Below are 18,250 nucleotides of genomic sequence, written 5' to 3' on the forward strand. Positions count from 1 at the left end.
CGGCCCTTTCCGCGCCGGCTCAATTCACAGATGAACATAACAAACAGTCGCTTTCGCCTGCGCAGCGTCGCCGCGGTAGTGGTGAGTGCGCTTGCCGCCACCGCAGCTTGGGCCGTCGAGCCCTTCACGGTGCGTGACATCCGGGTCGAAGGACTTCAGCGCGTGGAGCCGGGAACGATCTTCGCGTCGTTGCCTTTCCGTGTTGGCGACACCTACAGCGACGAGCGTGGGTCGGCGGCGATCCGGGCACTGTTCGATCTGGGACTCTTCAAGGACGTGCGCATCGACGTCAACGGCAATGTGCTGGTCGTGATCGTCGAGGAGCGGCCGACCATCGCCGACGTCGACTTCGTCGGCACCAAGGAATTCGAAAAGTCGGCCCTGCAGAAGGCCTTGCGCGAAGTCGGCCTCTCCGACGGTCGCCCCTACGACAAGGCCCTGGCCGACCGCGCGGAGCAGGAACTCAAGCGCCAGTACGTGAGCCGCAGCCTCTACAACGCGCAGGTCGTCACGACCGTGACGCCCATCGAGCGCAACCGCGTCAATCTGACCTTCACCGTGACCGAGGGCGAACCCGCCCGCATTCGCGAGGTCCATATCGTCGGCAACAAGGACTTCAGCGAGTCCACGCTGCTGAGCCTCTTCGATCAGGACAGCGGCGGCTGGCTCGCCTGGTACACCAAGTCCAACCAGTACTCGCGCAGCAAGCTCAATGCCGACCTGGAGACGTTGCGTTCGTACTACCTTACGCGCGGCTATCTCGAGTTTCATATCGACTCGACCCAGGTCGCCATTTCTCCGGACCGCCAAGACCTCGCCGTGACCGTGAATATCACCGAAGGCGAGAAGTTCGTGGTCTCGGGCGTCAAGCTCAATGGCAACTTCCTGGGGCGCGAGGACGAATTCAAGTCGCTCGTGACGATCAGGCCAGGCGAGCCCTACAACGGGGAGCAGGTCACGGAGACGATCAAGGCCTTTACCGACTACTTCGGCTCCTTCGGCTTCGCCTTCGCGCGCGTGCAGGCCGAACCGGAAATCGATCGGACCAACAACCGCGTTGCGCTGACCATCACCGGGGACCCCGGTCGACGCGTCTATGTGCGGCGCATCGCCGTCGGCGGGAACAACCGCACGCGCGACGAAGTGATCCGGCGTGAGTTTCGTCAGTACGAGGCCTCCTGGTACGACGGTGACAAGATCAAGCTTTCTCGCGATCGGGTCGACCGGCTGGGTTTCTTCACCGATGTGACCGTCGATACGCAAGAGGTGCCCGGTACGCCCGATCAGGTCGACCTGGCGATCGCCGTGACGGAAAAGCCGACTGGATCGCTGCAACTGGGCGCCGGTTTCTCCAGCGCCGAGAAAGTGAGCCTCACTTTCGGCATCTCGCAGGAAAACGTGTTCGGCTCCGGCAACTACCTCGGCGTTCAGGTCAACACCAGCAAGTACAACCGGACGCTGTCGTTGACCACCACTGATCCCTATTTCACCAAAGAGGGCATCTCGCGCAGTCTCAGCCTGTACAGCACGACCACGCGGCCGTACTACACCGTCGACGGCGACTACCGGTTGACGAACGACGGCGGGATCATTCGCTTCGGCGTCCCGTTCAGCGAAGTCGACACCGTCTTCTTCGGCGCTGGACTCGAACGCTATAGTTTCAACCCGGGAAGCACCGCGGCGTCGGCGACGCCGCAGTCTTACCGGAATTACTTCGGATGTGTGACTGGACCTGACGGCATCCTTATTCTCGCTTGTACGAACGATACGGTCACGGGCGTCCCACTCACCATCGGCTGGGCGCGCGACGATCGCGATAGCGCGCTGGTTCCGACAAGGGGGCGCTTGCAACGCGCCAACCTGGAAGTCGGTGTGGGTGGGGACATGCAGTACTACAAGGGCAGCTACCAGTATCAGCAGTTCTATCCCATCAACAAGCAGTACACCTTCGCGATAAACGGCGAGGTGGGCTATGCCAAGGCTTACGGCGACAAGCCCTACCCGATCTTCAAGAACTTCTATGCGGGCGGCCTGGGCTCGGTTCGGGGCTTCGAGCAGAACTCGCTCGGCCCGCGAGACATTCCATTGTTGGGGCAGACCGAAGGAGCCGCCCTCGGCGGCACCAAGAAGGCCATCATCAATGCCGAAGTCAGCACGCCCTTCCCGGGCGCCGGCAACGATCGCACGCTGCGCATGTACGGCTTCTTCGACGCCGGCAACGTCTGGGGCGACCGCAGCCTGTATCCGTACTTCAGCAATGTGCAGTGGGACGCGATCACGAAGATCCGCGCTTCCGTTGGCATCGGTATCAGCTGGATTTCGCCACTGGGTCCGCTTCGCATTGCCTACGCGTTCCCGGTCGTTTACCAGAAGGCTGAGGGAAATGCGCTCGATCCGTCGACCTATATCCCGAAGGATAGAATTCAGCGCGTGCAATTCCAAATCGGAACCTCTTTCTAATGACCCCATTGCTCCGCATCGCCGGTGCGCTATTGATTCCCGCGTTCATGGCTGCGGGCGCGCCGGCCCATGCGCAAGAGACCTTCCGCATCGGTTTCGTCAATCCGGACCGCGTATTGCGCGAGGCCCTGCCCGCAAAGGCCGCACAAGCCAAGCTGGAGGCCGAATTTCTCAAGCGCGAGAAGGATCTGACTGCCCAGGGCGAGGCGTTGAAGGCGGCTTCCGAGAAGTTCGAGCGCGAGGCGTCGACGCTGACAGAAACCCAGCGGATCGCACGCCAACGCGCCCTGGTCGACCAGGACCGTGATTTCCAGCGCCGTCGCCGGGAGTTCCAGGAAGATCTGAACGCACGCAAGAACGAAGAACTCCAGCAGGTCTACGAGCGTGCCAATCGCGTGGTCAAGCAAGTGGCTGAGGCTGAAAAGTACGACGCGATCCTGCAGGAAGCGATCTACATCAATCCCAAGCACGACATCACCGAAAAGGTGATCAAGGCGCTCAACGCGTCGACTGCTAACGGCGGCAAGTAGCGCCGCAAATCCGGCGTGGCACTGCGGCTAGGCGCAATCATCCAAGCCCTCGGGGGCGAGCTTCAGGGCGATGCCGCGCTGTCGATCGAGCGCTTGGCACCGCTTTCGACGGCTCAGCCCGACGCCATCAGCTTCCTGAGCAATCCGAAATACCGCAAGGAACTGGCTGACTCGCGAGCGGGGTGTGTGATCGTCTCGCCCGCCATGCGGGAGGCGGCGGCCGAACGCGGCGCGTTCATCGTCGCTCCCGACCCGTACCTGTACTTCGCCCGGTTGACCCAACTCTGGAAGAGGGCGCACGCGAAACCCGAGGCGGCGCGGATCCACCCCAGTGCAGTGATCGATCCAGACGCCTCGGTCGACCCCACCGCTCGCATCGGGGCGCTCTGCGTCATAGAGCGCGGCGCGCGGATTGGGGCCGACACCGTCCTGAAATCCGGCGTCACGGTCAGCGAAGACTGCGTCATCGGCGCGCGCTGCCTGTTGCATCCGGGTGTGGTGATCGGCGCTGACGGGTTCGGGCTCGCACCCCACGAGGGCGGCTGGGTCAAGATCGAGCAACTCGGTGCGGTGCGCATCGGTGACGACGTCGAGATCGGTGCCAACACCTGCATCGATCGCGGCGCGCTCGAAGACACCGTGATCGAGGACGGCGTCAAGCTCGACAACCTGATCCAAATCGGCCACAACGTGCGGATCGGCAAGCACACCGCGATGGCAGGCTGCGCGGCGGTGGCGGGAAGCGCCACGATCGGCGCGTATTGCACCTTCGGAGGTCGCGCCGGCGTCCTGGGCCACCTGACGATCGCGGACCACGTGCACATCTCGTCGATGTCCCTTGTAACGCGATCCATCCACAAGCCGGGTCAGTACACCGGCGTGTTTCCCATCGACGACAATGCCGCCTGGGAAAAGAATGCAGCCACGCTCAAGCAACTGCACGGTCTTCGCGAGCGCCTGAAGGCGCTGGAAAAAATGACGATGCAGGACAAGAAATCATGACGCTCGATATCCATCAAATCCTCAAGCTGCTGCCCCACCGTTACCCGTTCCTTCTGGTGGACCGAGTGCTCGAGATGGAAAAGGGCAAGCGCATCACGGCGCTCAAGAACGTGACCATGAACGAGCCGTTTTTCAACGGCCACTTCCCGCATCGCCCCGTCATGCCGGGAGTGCTGATGCTCGAGGCCATGGCGCAGGCTGCTGCGCTGCTGTCCTTCCATTCGCTCGACATCATCCCGGACGACAACACGGTCTACTATTTCGCAGCCATCGATGGCGCGCGATTCAAACGCCCGGTGGAACCCGGAGACCAGCTGACGCTAGAGGTCGAGATCGAGCGCATGAAGGCCGGCATTTCCAAGTTCAAGGGGCGCGCGCTGGTCGGTGCCGAACTGGCCTGCGAAGCCACGTTGATGTGCGCCATGCGCCAGATCAACTGAACCTGCGCTGGCATGACCCTGATTCATTCGACGGCCATCGTCGACGCCCAGGCCGAACTCGATCCGACGGTCAGCGTCGGTCCCTATGCCGTGATTGGCCCGCATGTTCGGGTCGGCGCGGGCACCACGATTGGCGCGCACTGCGTGATCGAGGGCAGGACGACGATCGGCCGTGACAACCGGATTTTCCAGTTCGCGTCGCTGGGCGCCGTGCCGCAGGACAAGAAATACGCCGGAGAGCCGACCGAGCTGGTGATCGGTGATCGCAACACGATCCGCGAGTTCTGCACTTTCAACCTCGGCGTGCCTGGTGCGGGCGGCGTCACGCGCGTGGGCAATGACAACTGGATCATGGCCTACACGCACATCGCGCACGACTGCCGCGTCGATGACCACACCACGCTTGCCAACAACACCACGCTGGCCGGTCACGTGCATCTGGCCGACTGGGTGACGGTGGGCGGGTTGACCGGCATCCACCAGTTCGTGTCGGTCGGGGCCCATGCCATGCTCGGTTTCGCCAGTGCGGTCACGCAGGACGTGCCGCCGTTCATGCTGGTCGATGGCAATCCGCTCGCGGTGCGCGGATTCAACGTGGTCGGTTTGCGCCGCCGTGAGTACTCGCCGGCCCGGATCGCGACAGTGAAGCAGATGCATCGGCTCTTATACCGGCAGGGCAAGACGCTCGAGGAGGCCCGCGCCGCGATCGAGGCACTCGCGACCGAAGTGCCGGAATCTGCGCCCGACGTGGCGCTAATGAGCGAATTCCTCGCCGGTGCCACGCGCGGCATCGCGCGCTGAGCTGCCCCATGTCTGAAGCGCAGCGGCAGTTTTCACTGGTCGCCGGTGAGGCCTCGGGTGACCTTCTCGCGGGATTGATGCTCGACGGATTGCAGGCGCGCTGGCCCATGATGAAGGCTGCGGGCATCGGAGGGCCGCAGATGCTCTCGCGTGGCTTCGAGAGCTGGTGGCCCCAGGAGAAGCTCGCCGTGCGCGGCTACGTCGAGGTGCTGCGCCACTACGCGGAAATCGCGGGGATCCGCCGGCAGCTCAAGGCGCGGCTTCTTCGCGAGTCGCCGGACATCTTCATCGGCGTCGATGCGCCGGATTTCAACCTGGACCTCGAAGCAGGGCTGCGAAGCCGAGGTATCAGGACGGCCCACTTCGTCTGCCCGTCGATCTGGGCTTGGCGGCCGGAGCGTGTCGAAAAGTTGCGTGCCGCGGCAGATCACGTACTTTGCATCTTCCCGTTCGAGCCTGAGTTGCTGGCGAAGCACGGCATCGCTGCCAGCTACGTCGGCCACCCGCTCGCCAAGGTCATCCCCATCGAGCCCGACCGGACAGCTGCGCGCGCATCGCTCGGTCTGGACGGCGAAGCCACGATCGTGGCCTTGCTGCCTGGCAGCCGCCGCTCGGAGGTTAGGCACATCGCTCCGAGGTTCTTCGAGGCGGCGGCGTTGATGCAGAAGGCGCAACCCGCGCTTCAATTCATTTCACCGGTGCTGCCAAACCTCCGGGCCGACGTGGAGCAAGCACTGCAGGCAGCCGGGATGGCCGGAAGGGTGACGCTGCTCGACGGGCGCTCGCACGACGCGTTGGCTGCATGCGATGTCACCCTGATTGCCAGCGGCACCGCCACGCTGGAAGCCGCGCTCTTCAAGCGACCCATGGTCATTTCGTACCACATGAATTCGCTGACCTGGAACCTGGTGATGCGCCACAAGCAGCTTCAACCCTGGGTCGGTCTGCCGAATATCCTGTCCGGTGAATTTGTCGTGCCCGAGGTGCTTCAGGAGTCCGCGACGCCGCAAGCGCTGGCCGACGCCACCCTGGAGTGGCTCGCGGCCCCCGACAAGGTTCACGCCTTGCAACAACGTTTTTGCGCGCTGCACGCCGAATTGCTGCGCGATACGCCGACACTGTGCGCCGATGCGATCCAGAAAGTTCTTGAAGGCTGAACAGGCCACCCTGGTGTGGGACGCGCCGGGACTGGTCGCCGGCGTCGACGAGGCTGGCCGGGGTCCCTTGGCCGGGCCGGTTGTCGCTGCGGCGGTCATCCTGGACGACCAGCGGCCCATCCGAGGCCTCGCCGACTCGAAGACGCTCACGGCGCTGCAGCGCGAGCGCCTCAACGACCAGATCCTGGCCAAGGCCCTGTGCTGCTCCGTCGCGCAGGCAAGCGTCGAGGAAATCGACACCCACAACATCCTGCAGGCCACCATGCTCGCCATGCGGCGGGCGGTAGAAGGGTTGCGGCTGAAGCCGGTCAAGGTGCTGGTCGACGGGAATCGTCTGCCCACGCTCGATGTGCTGGCGGAGGCGATCGTGAAGGGCGACGCCCGCGTCAAGGCGATCTCCGCAGCCTCGATCCTGGCGAAGGTGCACCGGGACAGGCTCTGCGAGCAGTTGCACGAAGAATTTCCGCACTACGGATTTGCCGGGCACAAGGGCTACGGCACGCCCGAGCACTTGGAAGCGCTCTTGCGTCATGGGGCCTGCGTCCACCATCGCAAGACCTTCAGCCCGGTGGCGGCCGCCCTCGCGAGGATGACGGGGCAGATCGACCCAGTCGCGCTGCCGGACGCCATGGTGGTGGTCCAGACGGCATCTGTCGAGATGCGGATTTCACCGTGACTTCCGCCGACGTCAGCCACGTCACCTCGCGGGACAACCCGCTCCTGAAGGAACTGCGCAGGCTGGCCCACGACCCGGGCGGCTACCGCAAGGCGGGTCGTGTCTGGATCGAGGGCGACCACCTCTGCCGCGCCGCGCGCGATCGCGGCGTGCGCCCGGCCGTCGCCGTCTTTGCCGAATCGCTCTGGCCTTCGGCCCGCCACGAATGGGCCAACGCAAGCAGCAAGACGGTGGTGCTGGCAGACGACCTGCTGGCCGGCATCAGTGGCCTGGAATCGCCCGCGCCGATGGGCTTCGTGCTGGACCTGCCCGCACGTCCCGCCATCGAACCAGCCGCGCCGACCGTGGTGCTCGACCGCCTTCAGGATGCCGGCAACGTCGGTTCGATCCTGCGCAGTGCTTCGGCATTCGGGTTCAACCAGATCGTGGCGCTCAAGGGCACGGCCGCGCTCTGGGCGCCCAAGGTGCTGCGGGCCGGCATGGGCGCTCATTTCGGGCTGCGCCTGATCGAGGGCGTTGAACTGGATGCGCTGGACGTGTTGACTGCGCCCATGATCGCCACCAGTTCGCACCGCGGCGACTGGCTCCACCGCGCCAGCCTGCCGCATCCCTGCGCCTGGTTGATGGGGCACGAAGGGCAGGGCGTTTCCGCCGAACTGGAGGCGCGAGCGGCCCGCCATGTGCGCATTGCCCAGCCCGGCGGCGAGGAGTCCCTCAACGTCGCCGCGGCGGCGGCGATTTGCCTGCATGCAAGCGCTGCGGCGGCCAGTTCGTGAACTACTGCCGGCTATAATCAAGGGCTTTCCCGCTCACACCCCGCCCTCAGCGCACGCAAGCCAACTCCTCGACGAAAGTCGCAGCCCAAAGTCAGCTCTTGGGTTCGCTTTGGGCGTCATCCATCCGGAGATCCCAGTGCTTTTGTCTCTCAAGGGAAAATTCCCGCCCGCCATCCTGGCGCTTGCAGACGGCACGGTCTTTCTCGGCAACTCGATCGGCGCCACCGGCGTCACGACTGGCGAAGTGGTGTTCAACACCGCCATGACCGGTTACCAGGAAATCCTGACCGACCCGAGCTACTGCCAGCAGATCGTGACGCTCACGTATCCGCACATCGGCAACTACGGCGTCAACGAGGAAGACATCGAGGCCGACAAGATCCATGCCGCGGGCCTGATCATCAAGGACCTGCCCCTGGTCGCGTCCAACTTTCGCAAGACCGCCACGCTCAACGAGTATCTTGTGCGCGGCAACACGGTCGCCATTGCCAACATCGACACCCGCAAGCTGACGCGCCACCTGCGAACGCAGGGTGCGCAGAACGGCTGCATCATGGGTTTGGCCGAGGGCGAAACCGCCACCCAGGCGTTGATCGACAAGGCCGTGGCTGCCGCCAAGGCGGCACCCAGCATGGCCGGCCTCGACCTGGCCAAGGTCGTGTCCGTCAAGGAAACCTACGAATGGACGCAGACCGAGTGGAAGCTCGGGTCCGGCTACGGCGTGCAGATCACGCCCAAGTTCCACGTCGTTGCTTTCGACTACGGCGTCAAGAAGAACATCCTGCGCATGATCGCCCAGCGCGGCGCGCGCATCACCGTCGTGCCGGCGCAGACGCCCGCGGCCGACGTACTCAAGCTGCGACCCGACGGCATCTTCCTCGCCAACGGCCCCGGTGATCCGGAGCCCTGCGACTACGCGATCGAGTCGACGCGGCAGCTGATCGAGACTGGCATCCCGGTTTTCGGCATCTGCCTGGGTCACCAGATCATGGCGCTCGCTTCGGGCGCGAAGACCTTCAAGATGAAGTTCGGCCACCACGGTGCGAACCATCCCGTGAAGGATCTCGACAACGGCCGGGTGAGCATTACCAGCCAGAACCACGGCTTTGCCGTCGACGAAAAGACTTTGCCCGCCAACCTGCGCCCCACGCACATCAGCCTGTTCGACAATACGCTGCAAGGCTTGGCACGCACCGACAAGCCGGCCTTCTGCTTCCAGGGCCACCCGGAAGCATCGCCCGGCCCGCACGACATCGGCTACCTGTTCGACCGCTTCACGGCACTCATGCAAAGTCACAAAGAAGGACAGAAGAATGCCTAAGCGCACAGACCTCAAGAGCATCCTCATCATCGGCGCCGGGCCGATCATCATCGGCCAGGCCTGCGAATTCGACTACTCCGGGGTGCAAGCCTGCAAGGCGCTGCGCGAGGAGGGCTACAAGGTCATCCTGATCAACAGCAATCCCGCGACGATCATGACCGACCCGGCCACGGCCGACGTTATCTACATCGAGCCGATCACCTGGCCGACGGTCGAGAAGATCATCGCCAAGGAGCGTCCGGATGCGATCCTGCCCACGATGGGCGGACAAACCGCGCTCAACTGCGCGCTCGACCTCTGGCGCAACGGCGTGCTCGACAAGTACAAGGTCGAATTGATCGGTGCAACCCCGGAAGCCATCGACAAGGCCGAGGACCGCCTGAAGTTCAAGGACGCGATGACCAAGATCGGCCTCGGCTCCGCGCGTTCGGGCATCGCCCATTCGCTCGACGAGGCCTGGGCGGTGCAGAAGACCGTCGGCTTCCCGGTAGTGATCCGCCCCAGCTTCACGCTCGGCGGGACCGGCGGCGGAATCGCCTACAACCCGGAAGAGTTCGAGACAATCTGCAAGCGCGGCCTGGAAGCCTCGCCCACCAACGAGTTGCTGATCGAAGAGTCGCTGCTCGGCTGGAAAGAGTACGAGATGGAAGTCGTGCGCGATAAGGCCGACAACTGCATCATCGTGTGCTCGATCGAGAACCTCGACCCGATGGGGGTGCACACCGGCGACTCGATCACCGTCGCACCCGCGCAGACGCTGTCGGACAAGGAATACCAGATCCTGCGCAACGCCTCGCTGGCCGTGCTGCGCGAGATCGGCGTCGACACTGGCGGGTCGAACGTCCAGTTCTCCATCAATCCGAAAGACGGCCGCATGGTCGTCATCGAGATGAATCCGCGGGTCTCGCGTTCGTCCGCGCTGGCCTCCAAGGCTACCGGTTTTCCGATCGCCAAGGTCGCGGCCAAGCTGGCGGTCGGCTACACGCTCGACGAGCTGCGCAACGAGATCACCGGCGGCGCCACTCCCGCGAGCTTCGAGCCCAGCATCGACTACGTGGTCACCAAGATCCCGCGCTTTGCCTTCGAGAAATTCCCGCAGGCCGATTCGCGCCTGACGACGCAGATGAAGTCGGTCGGCGAGGTGATGGCCATGGGCCGCACCTTCCAGGAATCGTTCCAGAAGGCGCTGCGCGGCCTGGAAGTCGGCGTGGACGGTCTCAACGAAAAGACGCAGGACCGCGAAGTGCTCGAAAAGGAACTCGGCGAGCCCGGTCCGGACCGCATCTGGTACGTCGGCGATGCCTTCGCGATGGGCCTGAGCGTGGACGAGGTCTTCGCGCTGACCAAGATCGACCCCTGGTTCCTCGTGCAGATCGAGGAGATCGTGAAGATCGAGCTCGAACTGGAGACCAAGTCGCTCGACGACATCGATCGCGACACGCTGCTTGCGCTGAAGAAGAAGGGCTTCTCCGATCGCCGCCTCGCACGCCAGCTGAAGACCACCGACACCGCGATCCGCGAAAAGCGCCGCGCCCTGGGCGTACGCCCGGTCTACAAGCGCGTGGACACCTGCGCCGCCGAGTTCGCGACCAACACCGCCTACATGTACTCGACCTACGAGGACGAGTGCGAGGCCGAGCCGACCAACAAGAAGAAGATCATGGTGCTTGGCGGCGGACCCAACCGTATCGGCCAAGGCATTGAGTTCGACTATTGCTGCGTGCACGCCGCGCTCGCGATGCGCGAGGATGGTTACGAGACCATCATGGTCAACTGCAATCCAGAGACTGTCTCGACGGACTACGACACCAGTGATCGCCTGTACTTCGAGCCACTGACGCTCGAGGACGTGCTGGAGATTGTCGACAAGGAAAAGCCGACCGGCGTGATCGTGCAGTACGGCGGCCAGACGCCGCTGAAGCTCGCGCTTGACTTGGAGGCCAATGGCGTTCCGATCATCGGTACGAGCCCCGACATGATCGACGCCGCCGAAGACCGCGAACGCTTCCAGAAGCTGCTTCATGAGCTGAAGCTGCGCCAGCCGCCGAACGCGACCGCACGTACCGAGCCCGAGGCGCTGGAAAAGGCGGCCGAGCTGGGCTATCCGCTGGTGGTGCGTCCGAGCTACGTGTTGGGCGGCCGCGCGATGGAGATCGTGCACGAGCAGCGCGACCTGGAGCGCTACATGCGCGAAGCCGTCAAGGTCAGCAACGATTCACCGGTGCTGCTGGACCGCTTCCTGAACGATGCCGTCGAATGCGACGTGGACTGCCTGCGCGATGCCGAAGGCAACACCCTCATCGGTGGCGTGATGGAACACATCGAGCAGGCCGGCGTGCATTCCGGCGACTCCGCATGCTCGCTGCCGCCGTACAGCCTGAAGGCCGAGACGATCGCAGAACTCAAGCGCCAGAGCGCCGCGATGGCCAAGGCGCTGAACGTGGTCGGCCTCATGAACGTGCAGTTCGCGATCCAGGAGAAGGACGGCCAGGATGTCATCTACGTGCTCGAAGTGAATCCTCGTGCCTCGCGCACGGTGCCTTACGTGAGCAAGGCAACGGGCATCCAGCTCGCCAAGGTGGCTGCACGCTGCATGGCGGGCCAGTCGCTGACGGCACAGGGGGTCACGAAGGAAGTGACGCCGCCGTACTTCAGTGTCAAGGAAGCGGTGTTCCCGTTCGTCAAGTTCCCGGGCGTCGACACCATCCTCGGGCCGGAGATGAAGTCGACCGGCGAGGTGATGGGCGTGGGCAAGACCTTCGGCGAAGCCTTCGTGAAGTCGCAGCTTGGTGCGGGCACGCACCTGCCGAAGTCCGGCCGCGTCTTCGTTTCGGTGAAGAACAACGACAAGGCGCGGGCGGTGGAAGTCGCGCGCGGCCTCGCCGCACTGGGCTTCGAACTCATCGCGACCAAGGGCACCGCAGCGGCGATCCAGGCCGCGGGCATCGCCTGCGCGGTGGTCAACAAGGTCACTGAAGGCCGCCCGCACATCGTCGACATGATCAAGAACAACGAGATTGCGCTGGTCATCAACACGGTGGAAGAGCGTCGCAATGCAATCGCCGATTCGCGCCAGATCCGTACCTCGGCGCTCCTGGCCCGGGTGACGACCTTTACGACGATCTTCGGTGCCGAAGCTGCGGTTGAAGGCATGCGGCACATGAAGGATCTGGACGTCATCTCGATCCAGGAAATGCACGCCCAGCTCGCGTAACGGCAAAAGGATGGAATCGCAACTCGTCGAACTCGACTTGGCCAACTGGGGCGGAGCCGTACCCAACGAGGCATGGATCGCCGCGCTCGAGGCCGGCAAGGTGCTGTACTTTCCGCGCCTCGGGTTCGAACTGCTGGCCGACGAGAAGGCCTTGCTGTCGCCGGCAATACTGTCGCCCGATGTGCGCAACATCAGCCTGGACGCGAACGGTCGCATCAAGGGCGTGGCGGGAGACGAGGACCGGCAGCGCGCAGTGGCGGCGATGGTCGGCCGTTTTCGTGCGCAGGCGACGCAGCTGATCCATGGCCTGCTGCCGCACTACACCCCAGCGCTGCGGCTCGCACCGACCAGCTATCGGCCGGCCCAGGTCGAAACCCGCGTCCAGTCGTGGCGGGCCGACGACCGCCGGTTGCATGTAGATGCCTTTCCGTCACGGCCCAACTACGGTGAACGGATCCTTCGTGTGTTCACAAATGCCAATCCCGATGGTGCGCCGCGCGTCTGGCGCGTTGGCGAGCCGTTCGAGACGGTCGCGCAGCGCTTCCTGCCCCGCGCCAAGCCTTATTCGCGCTGGCAGGCGCGCATGCTGCGTACGCTTCGGGTCACCAAGTCGCTGCGCAGCGAGTACGACCATCTCATGCTGCAGTTGCACGACGGCATGAAATCCGACCTGGACTACCAGAAGAACGCCGACCAGCAAACCGTGCCGTTTCCGGCCGGATCGGTCTGGGTCTGCTTTTCCGATCAGACCTCGCACGCCGTCATGTCGGGCCAGTACATGCTGGAGCAGACCCTGCATCTGCCCGCCGCGAGGCAATACAATCCTGATTCGAGCCCGCTCGCCATCCTGAGCCGGCTGACCGGACGCCAGCTCGTCTGAGCTTTCTCTCCCATCGACCGCCGAACGGCAGCGTTCGGCGGTTTCGCTTTCTGGAGCAACCAACGTGGCCACCATACCCATCACCAAGCGTGGCGCAGAAAAGCTGCGCGAAGAACTGCAACGTCTCAAGACGGTCGACCGCCCCTGGGTCATCAACTCGATCGCCGAAGCGCGCGCGCAGGGCGACTTGAGCGAAAACGCCGAATACGAAGCCGCCAAGGATCGCCAGGGCTTCATCGAAGGGCGCATCCAGGACATCGAGGGCAAGCTCTCGGCCGCACAGATCATCGATCCGACCCAACTCGACGCTGGCGGCAAAGTGGTGTTCGGATCCACTGTCGAACTTGAGGATGAGAAGACGGGTGAAGCCGTCAAGTACCAGATCGTCGGCGAAGACGAAGCCGACCTGAAGCTGGGCCTCATCAACGTCTCCAGCCCCATCGCACGTGCGCTGATCGGCAAGGAAGAGGGCGATACAGCCGAGGTGCAGGCGCCGGGCGGTGTCAAGCGCTACGAGATCGTCGCCGTCAGCTACCTCTGAGCCGGCGGGCGTCATGAAGGACCGTATCGCGCTTTTGCTCGCCGCCTTCTGGTGGGGCAGCCTGACGACGATCGGATTCCTCGTGGTGCCAATGCTCTTCGCCCGGCTCGGCAACCCCTCGGTTGCCGGCAACTTTGCCGGGCAGTTGTTCGCGGCGCAGACCTGGGTGGCCCTGGGTTGCGGTCTGGTGCTGCTGGTTCACTTCCGCGCAAAAGGTGGGGATCGGGTGGATGGCCCCGCACGAACCGCGATTTTCCTGGTCATCACGGCGCTGTTGCTGGCGCTGCTTCAGCAATATGCCGTCTCCCCCCGCATCCTCGCTCGGGAGAACCTCAGGCTTTGGCACTCGCTCGGAAGTGCCATGTACCTCGGTCAGTGGGTGTGCGCGGGCGTCCTGCTCTGGCGCATGGGACGCCGCCAGGGCTGATCAGGCCTTCCAGAACTGCGTGATCCAGCGCGCCGGCCGGATGAACCGGAAGCGCCGATTGCGCCGTCCGGCCAACGCATCAGGCGGATTGCATTCCCCGTGGAAGACCATGATCCTGGCGCCTTCCGGCACGAAGGGCTCGCGCCAGTAGTTGGTTGGCCACATCGGAATGCCGTGGTACTTGAAGCTCGGGCACCATGTCTCGGGCCAGTAGGCGAGCGTTCCCTTGCGATACATGAAGTCCGACAGATAGGTCTGTTCGTTGCGGAACTCGGCCTGCACGGCGTCCATGTTCTGGCGGAAATAGGCGAGCACGTCGGGGTGCGCGCCGAGTTCGAAGCGGTACACCGACGAGTTGCCGGTGATGCGCCGCCGACGCCAGGGGCGCTCGTAGTCGTGAATGATCAGGAACTCGCCGGGATACTCGAAGAATTCATCCAGACTGCCCACGATGACGACGTCGAGATCGACGAAGAGTGCCGTGCCGCGCAGGCCATGAAGGTCCTGCTCGAAGGTAGTCAGCTTCTTCCATGCGCGATCGACCTGTCCCGGCGCCAGTTCCAGGTCCAGCGGGGGGATCGGATAGCACTCGACTTCCTTGCGGATGCCCTTGCTGTCATCGGTCAGGCAGACGAACTTGAAGTCGCCGCTCAGGTGACGGCGCACCATCGCGTAGAGACGATTGACGTAGTCGGGACCGTACTTCGTGCCCCATTTCATGCACAGGATGTGCCGCTGCGGTCCGGCCGCTGTCTCGCTCCGCATCCTCAATCCGCCTGGCGCCGCTTCTTGACCGACAGCGGCTTCCGGGCCTTGGCGCGCTTGATCGTACCGCCGGGCGTCAGCCGCTGGTTGCCGAGGACGCGCAGGGTCTTGATCTCGGGCCGTTGGCCGGCACGCTTGCTGTACTTGATGACCTTGACGTCGCGCGGGCCGGGCATGCGGTCTTCGTCGATGGCCCGTTCCTTCTCCGGAATCGGCCGCCAGAGGACGAGCAGCTTGCCGATGTGCTGAATCGGCGCGGCGTCCAGTTCGTCGGCCAGGGCCTGGAGCATGGCTTCGCGGGCGGGGCGGTCGTCGGAAAACACGCGCACCTTGATCAGGCCGTGGGCCTTGAGCGCGGCGTCGGCTTCCTTCTTGACGGCCGGCGTCAGCCCGTCGCCGCCGATCATGACGATCGGGTCCAGGTGGTGCGCTTCGGAGCGGTGCACCTTGCGCTGCGCAGGGGTAAGTTGAATGGCGGGCATCCCCGTATTATCGAGTGTCAATGAATCCGAAACCGAAAAGCAAGAAGGTCAACAAGGCGTGGCTGCACGATCACATCAATGATCCCTACGTCAAGCTGGCCACCCGGGAGGGCTATCGAGCGCGAGCCGCTTACAAACTCAAGGAAATCGACGAGACGCTGGGCCTGATCAAGCCGGGCCAGTTGGTCGTCGACCTGGGTTCGACGCCCGGTGCGTGGAGCCAGTATGTGCGGCGTCGGATGTCGCCGGGCGGCGCGGCTTCGGGCGAGCTGGCCGGAACCATCATCGCGCTCGACATCCTGCCCATGGAGCCGATCGAGGGCGTGACCTTCCTGCAGGGCGACTTCCGTGAAGATGAGGTGCTGGAACGACTTTCCGGGGTGATGGGCGGACGACTGGCCGATGTCGTCGTGTCCGACATGGCGCCGAACCTGTCAGGAATCGCGTCCGCAGACGCCGCGCGCATCTCGAACCTGATCGAGCTTGCGATCGACTTCGCGCACCACCACATGAAGCCGGAGGGCGCGCTGGTCGCCAAGCTGTTCCATGGCAGCGGTTACAGCGAGTTGACGAAGCTTTTCAAGGACAACTTCCGAGTCGTCAAGCCGATCAAACCCAAGGCTTCGCGCGACAAATCTTCGGAAACCTTTATGGTGGGAATCGGGCTCAAGGCGGCGGATACGAATTGATACGCCCGCCGGCGCCGCACGCGCGTGCCTAAGACCGCTCGCACCCTATGGCTGCTATAGGGAAATCAGCCTCTTTCGCGGGTTGAAAAGCCTAAAATAGCCGCAAATTGCGTGCCTCAGCGCGTTTTGTTTTTTCATACCACGCGCTTTCGACTGGAGCTTCGTTTGAACAATCAGTGGTTTTCCAAAGTTGCCGTCTGGCTCGTCATTGCGATGGTGTTGTTCACTGTGTTCAAGCAGTTCGACACTCGCGGCGTCGCCGGCGCAGGCAACATCGGCTATTCCGACTTCCTCGAGGAAGTGCGCAACAACCGCATCAAGAGTGCCACGATCCAGGAAGGCCAGGGCGGCAGCGAGATCGTCGCGATCACCAATGACGACCGCAAGATCCGCACGACGGCCACCTATCTCGACCGCGGCCTGGTCGGCGACCTGATCGCCAACAACGTCAAGTTCGACGTCAAGCCGCGCGAAGAGGGCTCGCTCCTCATGACGCTTCTCGTGAGCTGGGGTCCGATGCTGCTACTCATCGGCGTCTGGGTCTACTTCATGCGCCAGATGCAGGGCGGCGGCAAGGGCGGTGCCTTCAGCTTCGGCAAGAGCAAGGCCCGAATGCTCGACGAGAACAACAACCAGGTCACCTTCGCCGACGTCGCGGGCTGCGACGAGGCCAAGGAGGAAGTGAAGGAGGTCGTCGACTTCCTGAAGGACCCGGCCAAGTTCCAGAAACTTGGCGGGCGCATTCCGCGCGGCCTGCTGCTGGTCGGCCCTCCCGGCACCGGCAAGACCCTGCTGGCAAAGAGCATCGCCGGCGAGGCCAAGGTTCCCTTCTTCTCGATCTCCGGCTCCGACTTCGTCGAAATGTTCGTCGGCGTGGGTGCGGCCCGCGTCCGCGACATGTTCGAGAACGCCAAGAAGAACGCCCCCTGCATCATCTTCATCGATGAAATCGATGCCGTCGGTCGCCAGCGTGGTGCCGGCCTCGGCGGCGGCAACGACGAGCGCGAGCAGACGCTCAACCAGATGCTGGTCGAGATGGACGGTTTCGAAACCAACCTCGGCGTGATCGTGGTGGCCGCGACGAACCGTCCGGACATCCTTGACGCCGCTTTGCTTCGTCCGGGCCGCTTCGACCGCCAGGTCTACGTCACGCTGCCGGACATCCGCGGCCGCGAGCAGATCCTCAACGTCCATATGCGCAAGGTGCCGTTGGGCCAGGACGTGAACCCCAGCATCATCGCGCGCGGTACGCCCGGTATGTCGGGCGCCGATCTGGCCAACCTGTGCAACGAAGCGGCACTGATGGCCGCTCGCCGCAATGCGCGCGTCGTCGAGATGCAGGACTTCGAGAAGGCCAAGGACAAGATCTTCATGGGCCCCGAGCGCAAGAGCATGGTCATGCCCGAGGAAGAGCGCCGCAACACGGCCTATCACGAGTCTGGCCACGCGCTCATCGGCAAGCTGCTGCCCAAGTGCGACCCGGTCCACAAGGTGACGATCATCCCGCGCGGACGTGCTCTCGGCGTGACCATGAGCCTGCCCGCGCAGGACCGCTACAGCTACGACCGCGAATACATGCTGAACCAGATCAGCATGCTGTTCGGTGGCCGAATCGCCGAAGAAGTGTTCATGCACCAGATGACCACCGGCGCCAGCAACGACTTCGAACGCGCCACGCAGATCGCCCGCGACATGGTGATGCGCTACGGCATGACCGAATCGCTGGGCCCGATGGTCTACGCGGAGAACGAGGGCGAAGTGTTCCTCGGCCGCTCAGTCACCAAGACCACGAACATGAGCGAGTCGACCATGCAGAAGGTCGACGCCGAGGTGCGTCGCATCATCGACGAGCAGTACGCCCTGGCGCGCCGCCTGATCGAGGAGAACAGCGACAAGATGCACGCGATGGCGAAGGCCCTGCTCGAATGGGAAACCATCGACACCGAGCAACTCGACGACATCATGGCCGGCCGCGCGCCGCGTCCGCCGAAGGATTGGACCCCGCGCATCCCGCCCTCTGGCAGTGGCGGTGGCAGCGGTGGTACGCCGGCGGTGAATCCCGATCCGGCGCCGACCGCGGCTTGAGCAT

Annotated in this window: 17 protein-coding genes; 15 read left to right on the top strand and 2 right to left on the bottom strand. The window is 63.9% G+C overall.

Annotated elements, in window-relative coordinates:
- The first annotated feature begins 30 nt into the window (after positions 1–30).
- The 13 genes from bamA (at position 31) to AC1D3B_RS05745 (ending at position 14,225) form a co-directional block, all read left to right on the top strand.
- A complete protein-coding gene (gene bamA / locus AC1D3B_RS05685; RefSeq protein ID WP_478189692.1) occupies positions 31–2,460 on the top strand; it encodes an outer membrane protein assembly factor BamA in 2,430 nt (809 codons plus the stop codon).
- A complete protein-coding gene (locus tag AC1D3B_RS05690) occupies positions 2,460–2,990 on the top strand; it encodes an OmpH/Skp family outer membrane protein (protein WP_435516638.1) in 531 nt (176 codons plus the stop codon). The genes bamA and AC1D3B_RS05690 overlap by 1 nt, the downstream gene beginning before the upstream one ends.
- Positions 2,991–3,005: 15 nt before the next feature.
- Positions 3,006–3,992 carry a UDP-3-O-(3-hydroxymyristoyl)glucosamine N-acyltransferase gene (gene lpxD / locus AC1D3B_RS05695; RefSeq protein WP_478189693.1) on the top strand — a complete coding sequence of 329 codons (987 nt, stop codon included), beginning with the start codon at positions 3,006–3,008 and terminating at the stop codon, positions 3,990–3,992.
- On the top strand, positions 3,989–4,432 hold the full coding sequence (gene fabZ, locus AC1D3B_RS05700) for a 3-hydroxyacyl-ACP dehydratase FabZ (RefSeq protein WP_478189694.1): 444 nt from the start codon (positions 3,989–3,991) through the stop codon (positions 4,430–4,432). The genes lpxD and fabZ overlap by 4 nt, the downstream gene beginning before the upstream one ends.
- 12 nt (positions 4,433–4,444) lie before the next feature.
- Complete coding sequence (gene lpxA, locus AC1D3B_RS05705; protein ID WP_478189695.1) at positions 4,445–5,233, top strand: acyl-ACP--UDP-N-acetylglucosamine O-acyltransferase; 789 nt, start codon at positions 4,445–4,447, stop codon at positions 5,231–5,233.
- 8 nt (positions 5,234–5,241) lie between these two features.
- Positions 5,242–6,390, top strand: coding sequence for a lipid-A-disaccharide synthase (lpxB, locus tag AC1D3B_RS05710; protein WP_478189696.1), 1,149 nt, complete (start codon positions 5,242–5,244; stop codon positions 6,388–6,390).
- Positions 6,362–7,066: a ribonuclease HII gene (gene rnhB / locus AC1D3B_RS05715; protein ID WP_478189697.1), complete on the top strand. Its 705-nt coding sequence runs from the start codon at positions 6,362–6,364 to the stop codon at positions 7,064–7,066. The genes lpxB and rnhB overlap by 29 nt, the downstream gene beginning before the upstream one ends.
- Positions 7,063–7,842, top strand: a complete 780-nt coding sequence (locus tag AC1D3B_RS05720) for a TrmH family RNA methyltransferase (RefSeq protein WP_478189698.1) — start codon at positions 7,063–7,065, stop codon at positions 7,840–7,842. Before rnhB ends, AC1D3B_RS05720 begins: the two co-directional genes overlap by 4 nt.
- A 136-nt stretch (positions 7,843–7,978) precedes the next feature.
- Positions 7,979–9,163 carry a glutamine-hydrolyzing carbamoyl-phosphate synthase small subunit gene (gene carA / locus AC1D3B_RS05725; RefSeq protein WP_478189699.1) on the top strand — a complete coding sequence of 395 codons (1,185 nt, stop codon included), beginning with the start codon at positions 7,979–7,981 and terminating at the stop codon, positions 9,161–9,163.
- Positions 9,156–12,377: a carbamoyl-phosphate synthase large subunit gene (gene carB, locus AC1D3B_RS05730; RefSeq protein WP_478189700.1), complete on the top strand. Its 3,222-nt coding sequence runs from the start codon at positions 9,156–9,158 to the stop codon at positions 12,375–12,377. The genes carA and carB overlap by 8 nt, the downstream gene beginning before the upstream one ends.
- Positions 12,378–12,387: 10 nt before the next feature.
- Positions 12,388–13,257, top strand: a complete 870-nt coding sequence (locus AC1D3B_RS05735) for a Kdo hydroxylase family protein (RefSeq protein ID WP_478189701.1) — start codon at positions 12,388–12,390, stop codon at positions 13,255–13,257.
- Positions 13,258–13,321: 64 nt separating this feature from the next.
- Positions 13,322–13,798: a transcription elongation factor GreA gene (gene greA / locus AC1D3B_RS05740; protein WP_478189702.1), complete on the top strand. Its 477-nt coding sequence runs from the start codon at positions 13,322–13,324 to the stop codon at positions 13,796–13,798.
- A 13-nt stretch (positions 13,799–13,811) separates the two neighbouring features.
- The gene (locus AC1D3B_RS05745) at positions 13,812–14,225 is read left to right on the top strand and encodes a DUF4149 domain-containing protein (RefSeq protein WP_478189703.1); all 414 of its coding nucleotides are present in this window, start codon (positions 13,812–13,814) and stop codon (positions 14,223–14,225) included.
- Here AC1D3B_RS05745 and AC1D3B_RS05750 read toward each other — a convergent pair whose 3' ends face one another.
- Together AC1D3B_RS05750 and AC1D3B_RS05755 are read right to left on the bottom strand one after the other, a co-directional pair.
- Complete coding sequence (locus AC1D3B_RS05750) at positions 14,226–14,990, bottom strand: glycosyltransferase (protein ID WP_478189704.1); 765 nt, start codon at positions 14,988–14,990, stop codon at positions 14,226–14,228.
- Between the two features lie 2 nt (positions 14,991–14,992).
- Positions 14,993–15,472 carry a YhbY family RNA-binding protein gene (locus AC1D3B_RS05755; protein ID WP_478189705.1) on the bottom strand — a complete coding sequence of 160 codons (480 nt, stop codon included), beginning with the start codon at positions 15,470–15,472 and terminating at the stop codon, positions 14,993–14,995.
- 20 nt (positions 15,473–15,492) lie between these two features.
- Here AC1D3B_RS05755 and AC1D3B_RS05760 point away from each other — a divergent pair, with 20 nt between their 5' ends.
- Positions 15,493–16,161, top strand: a complete 669-nt coding sequence (locus tag AC1D3B_RS05760) for an RlmE family RNA methyltransferase (protein WP_478189706.1) — start codon at positions 15,493–15,495, stop codon at positions 16,159–16,161.
- A gap of 165 nt (positions 16,162–16,326) precedes the next feature.
- Positions 16,327–18,246 carry an ATP-dependent zinc metalloprotease FtsH gene (gene ftsH / locus AC1D3B_RS05765; RefSeq protein WP_286566424.1) on the top strand — a complete coding sequence of 640 codons (1,920 nt, stop codon included), beginning with the start codon at positions 16,327–16,329 and terminating at the stop codon, positions 18,244–18,246.
- The last annotated feature ends 4 nt before the right edge of the window (positions 18,247–18,250 follow it).

Source organism: Variovorax sp. P5_A3, assembly GCF_056400665.1.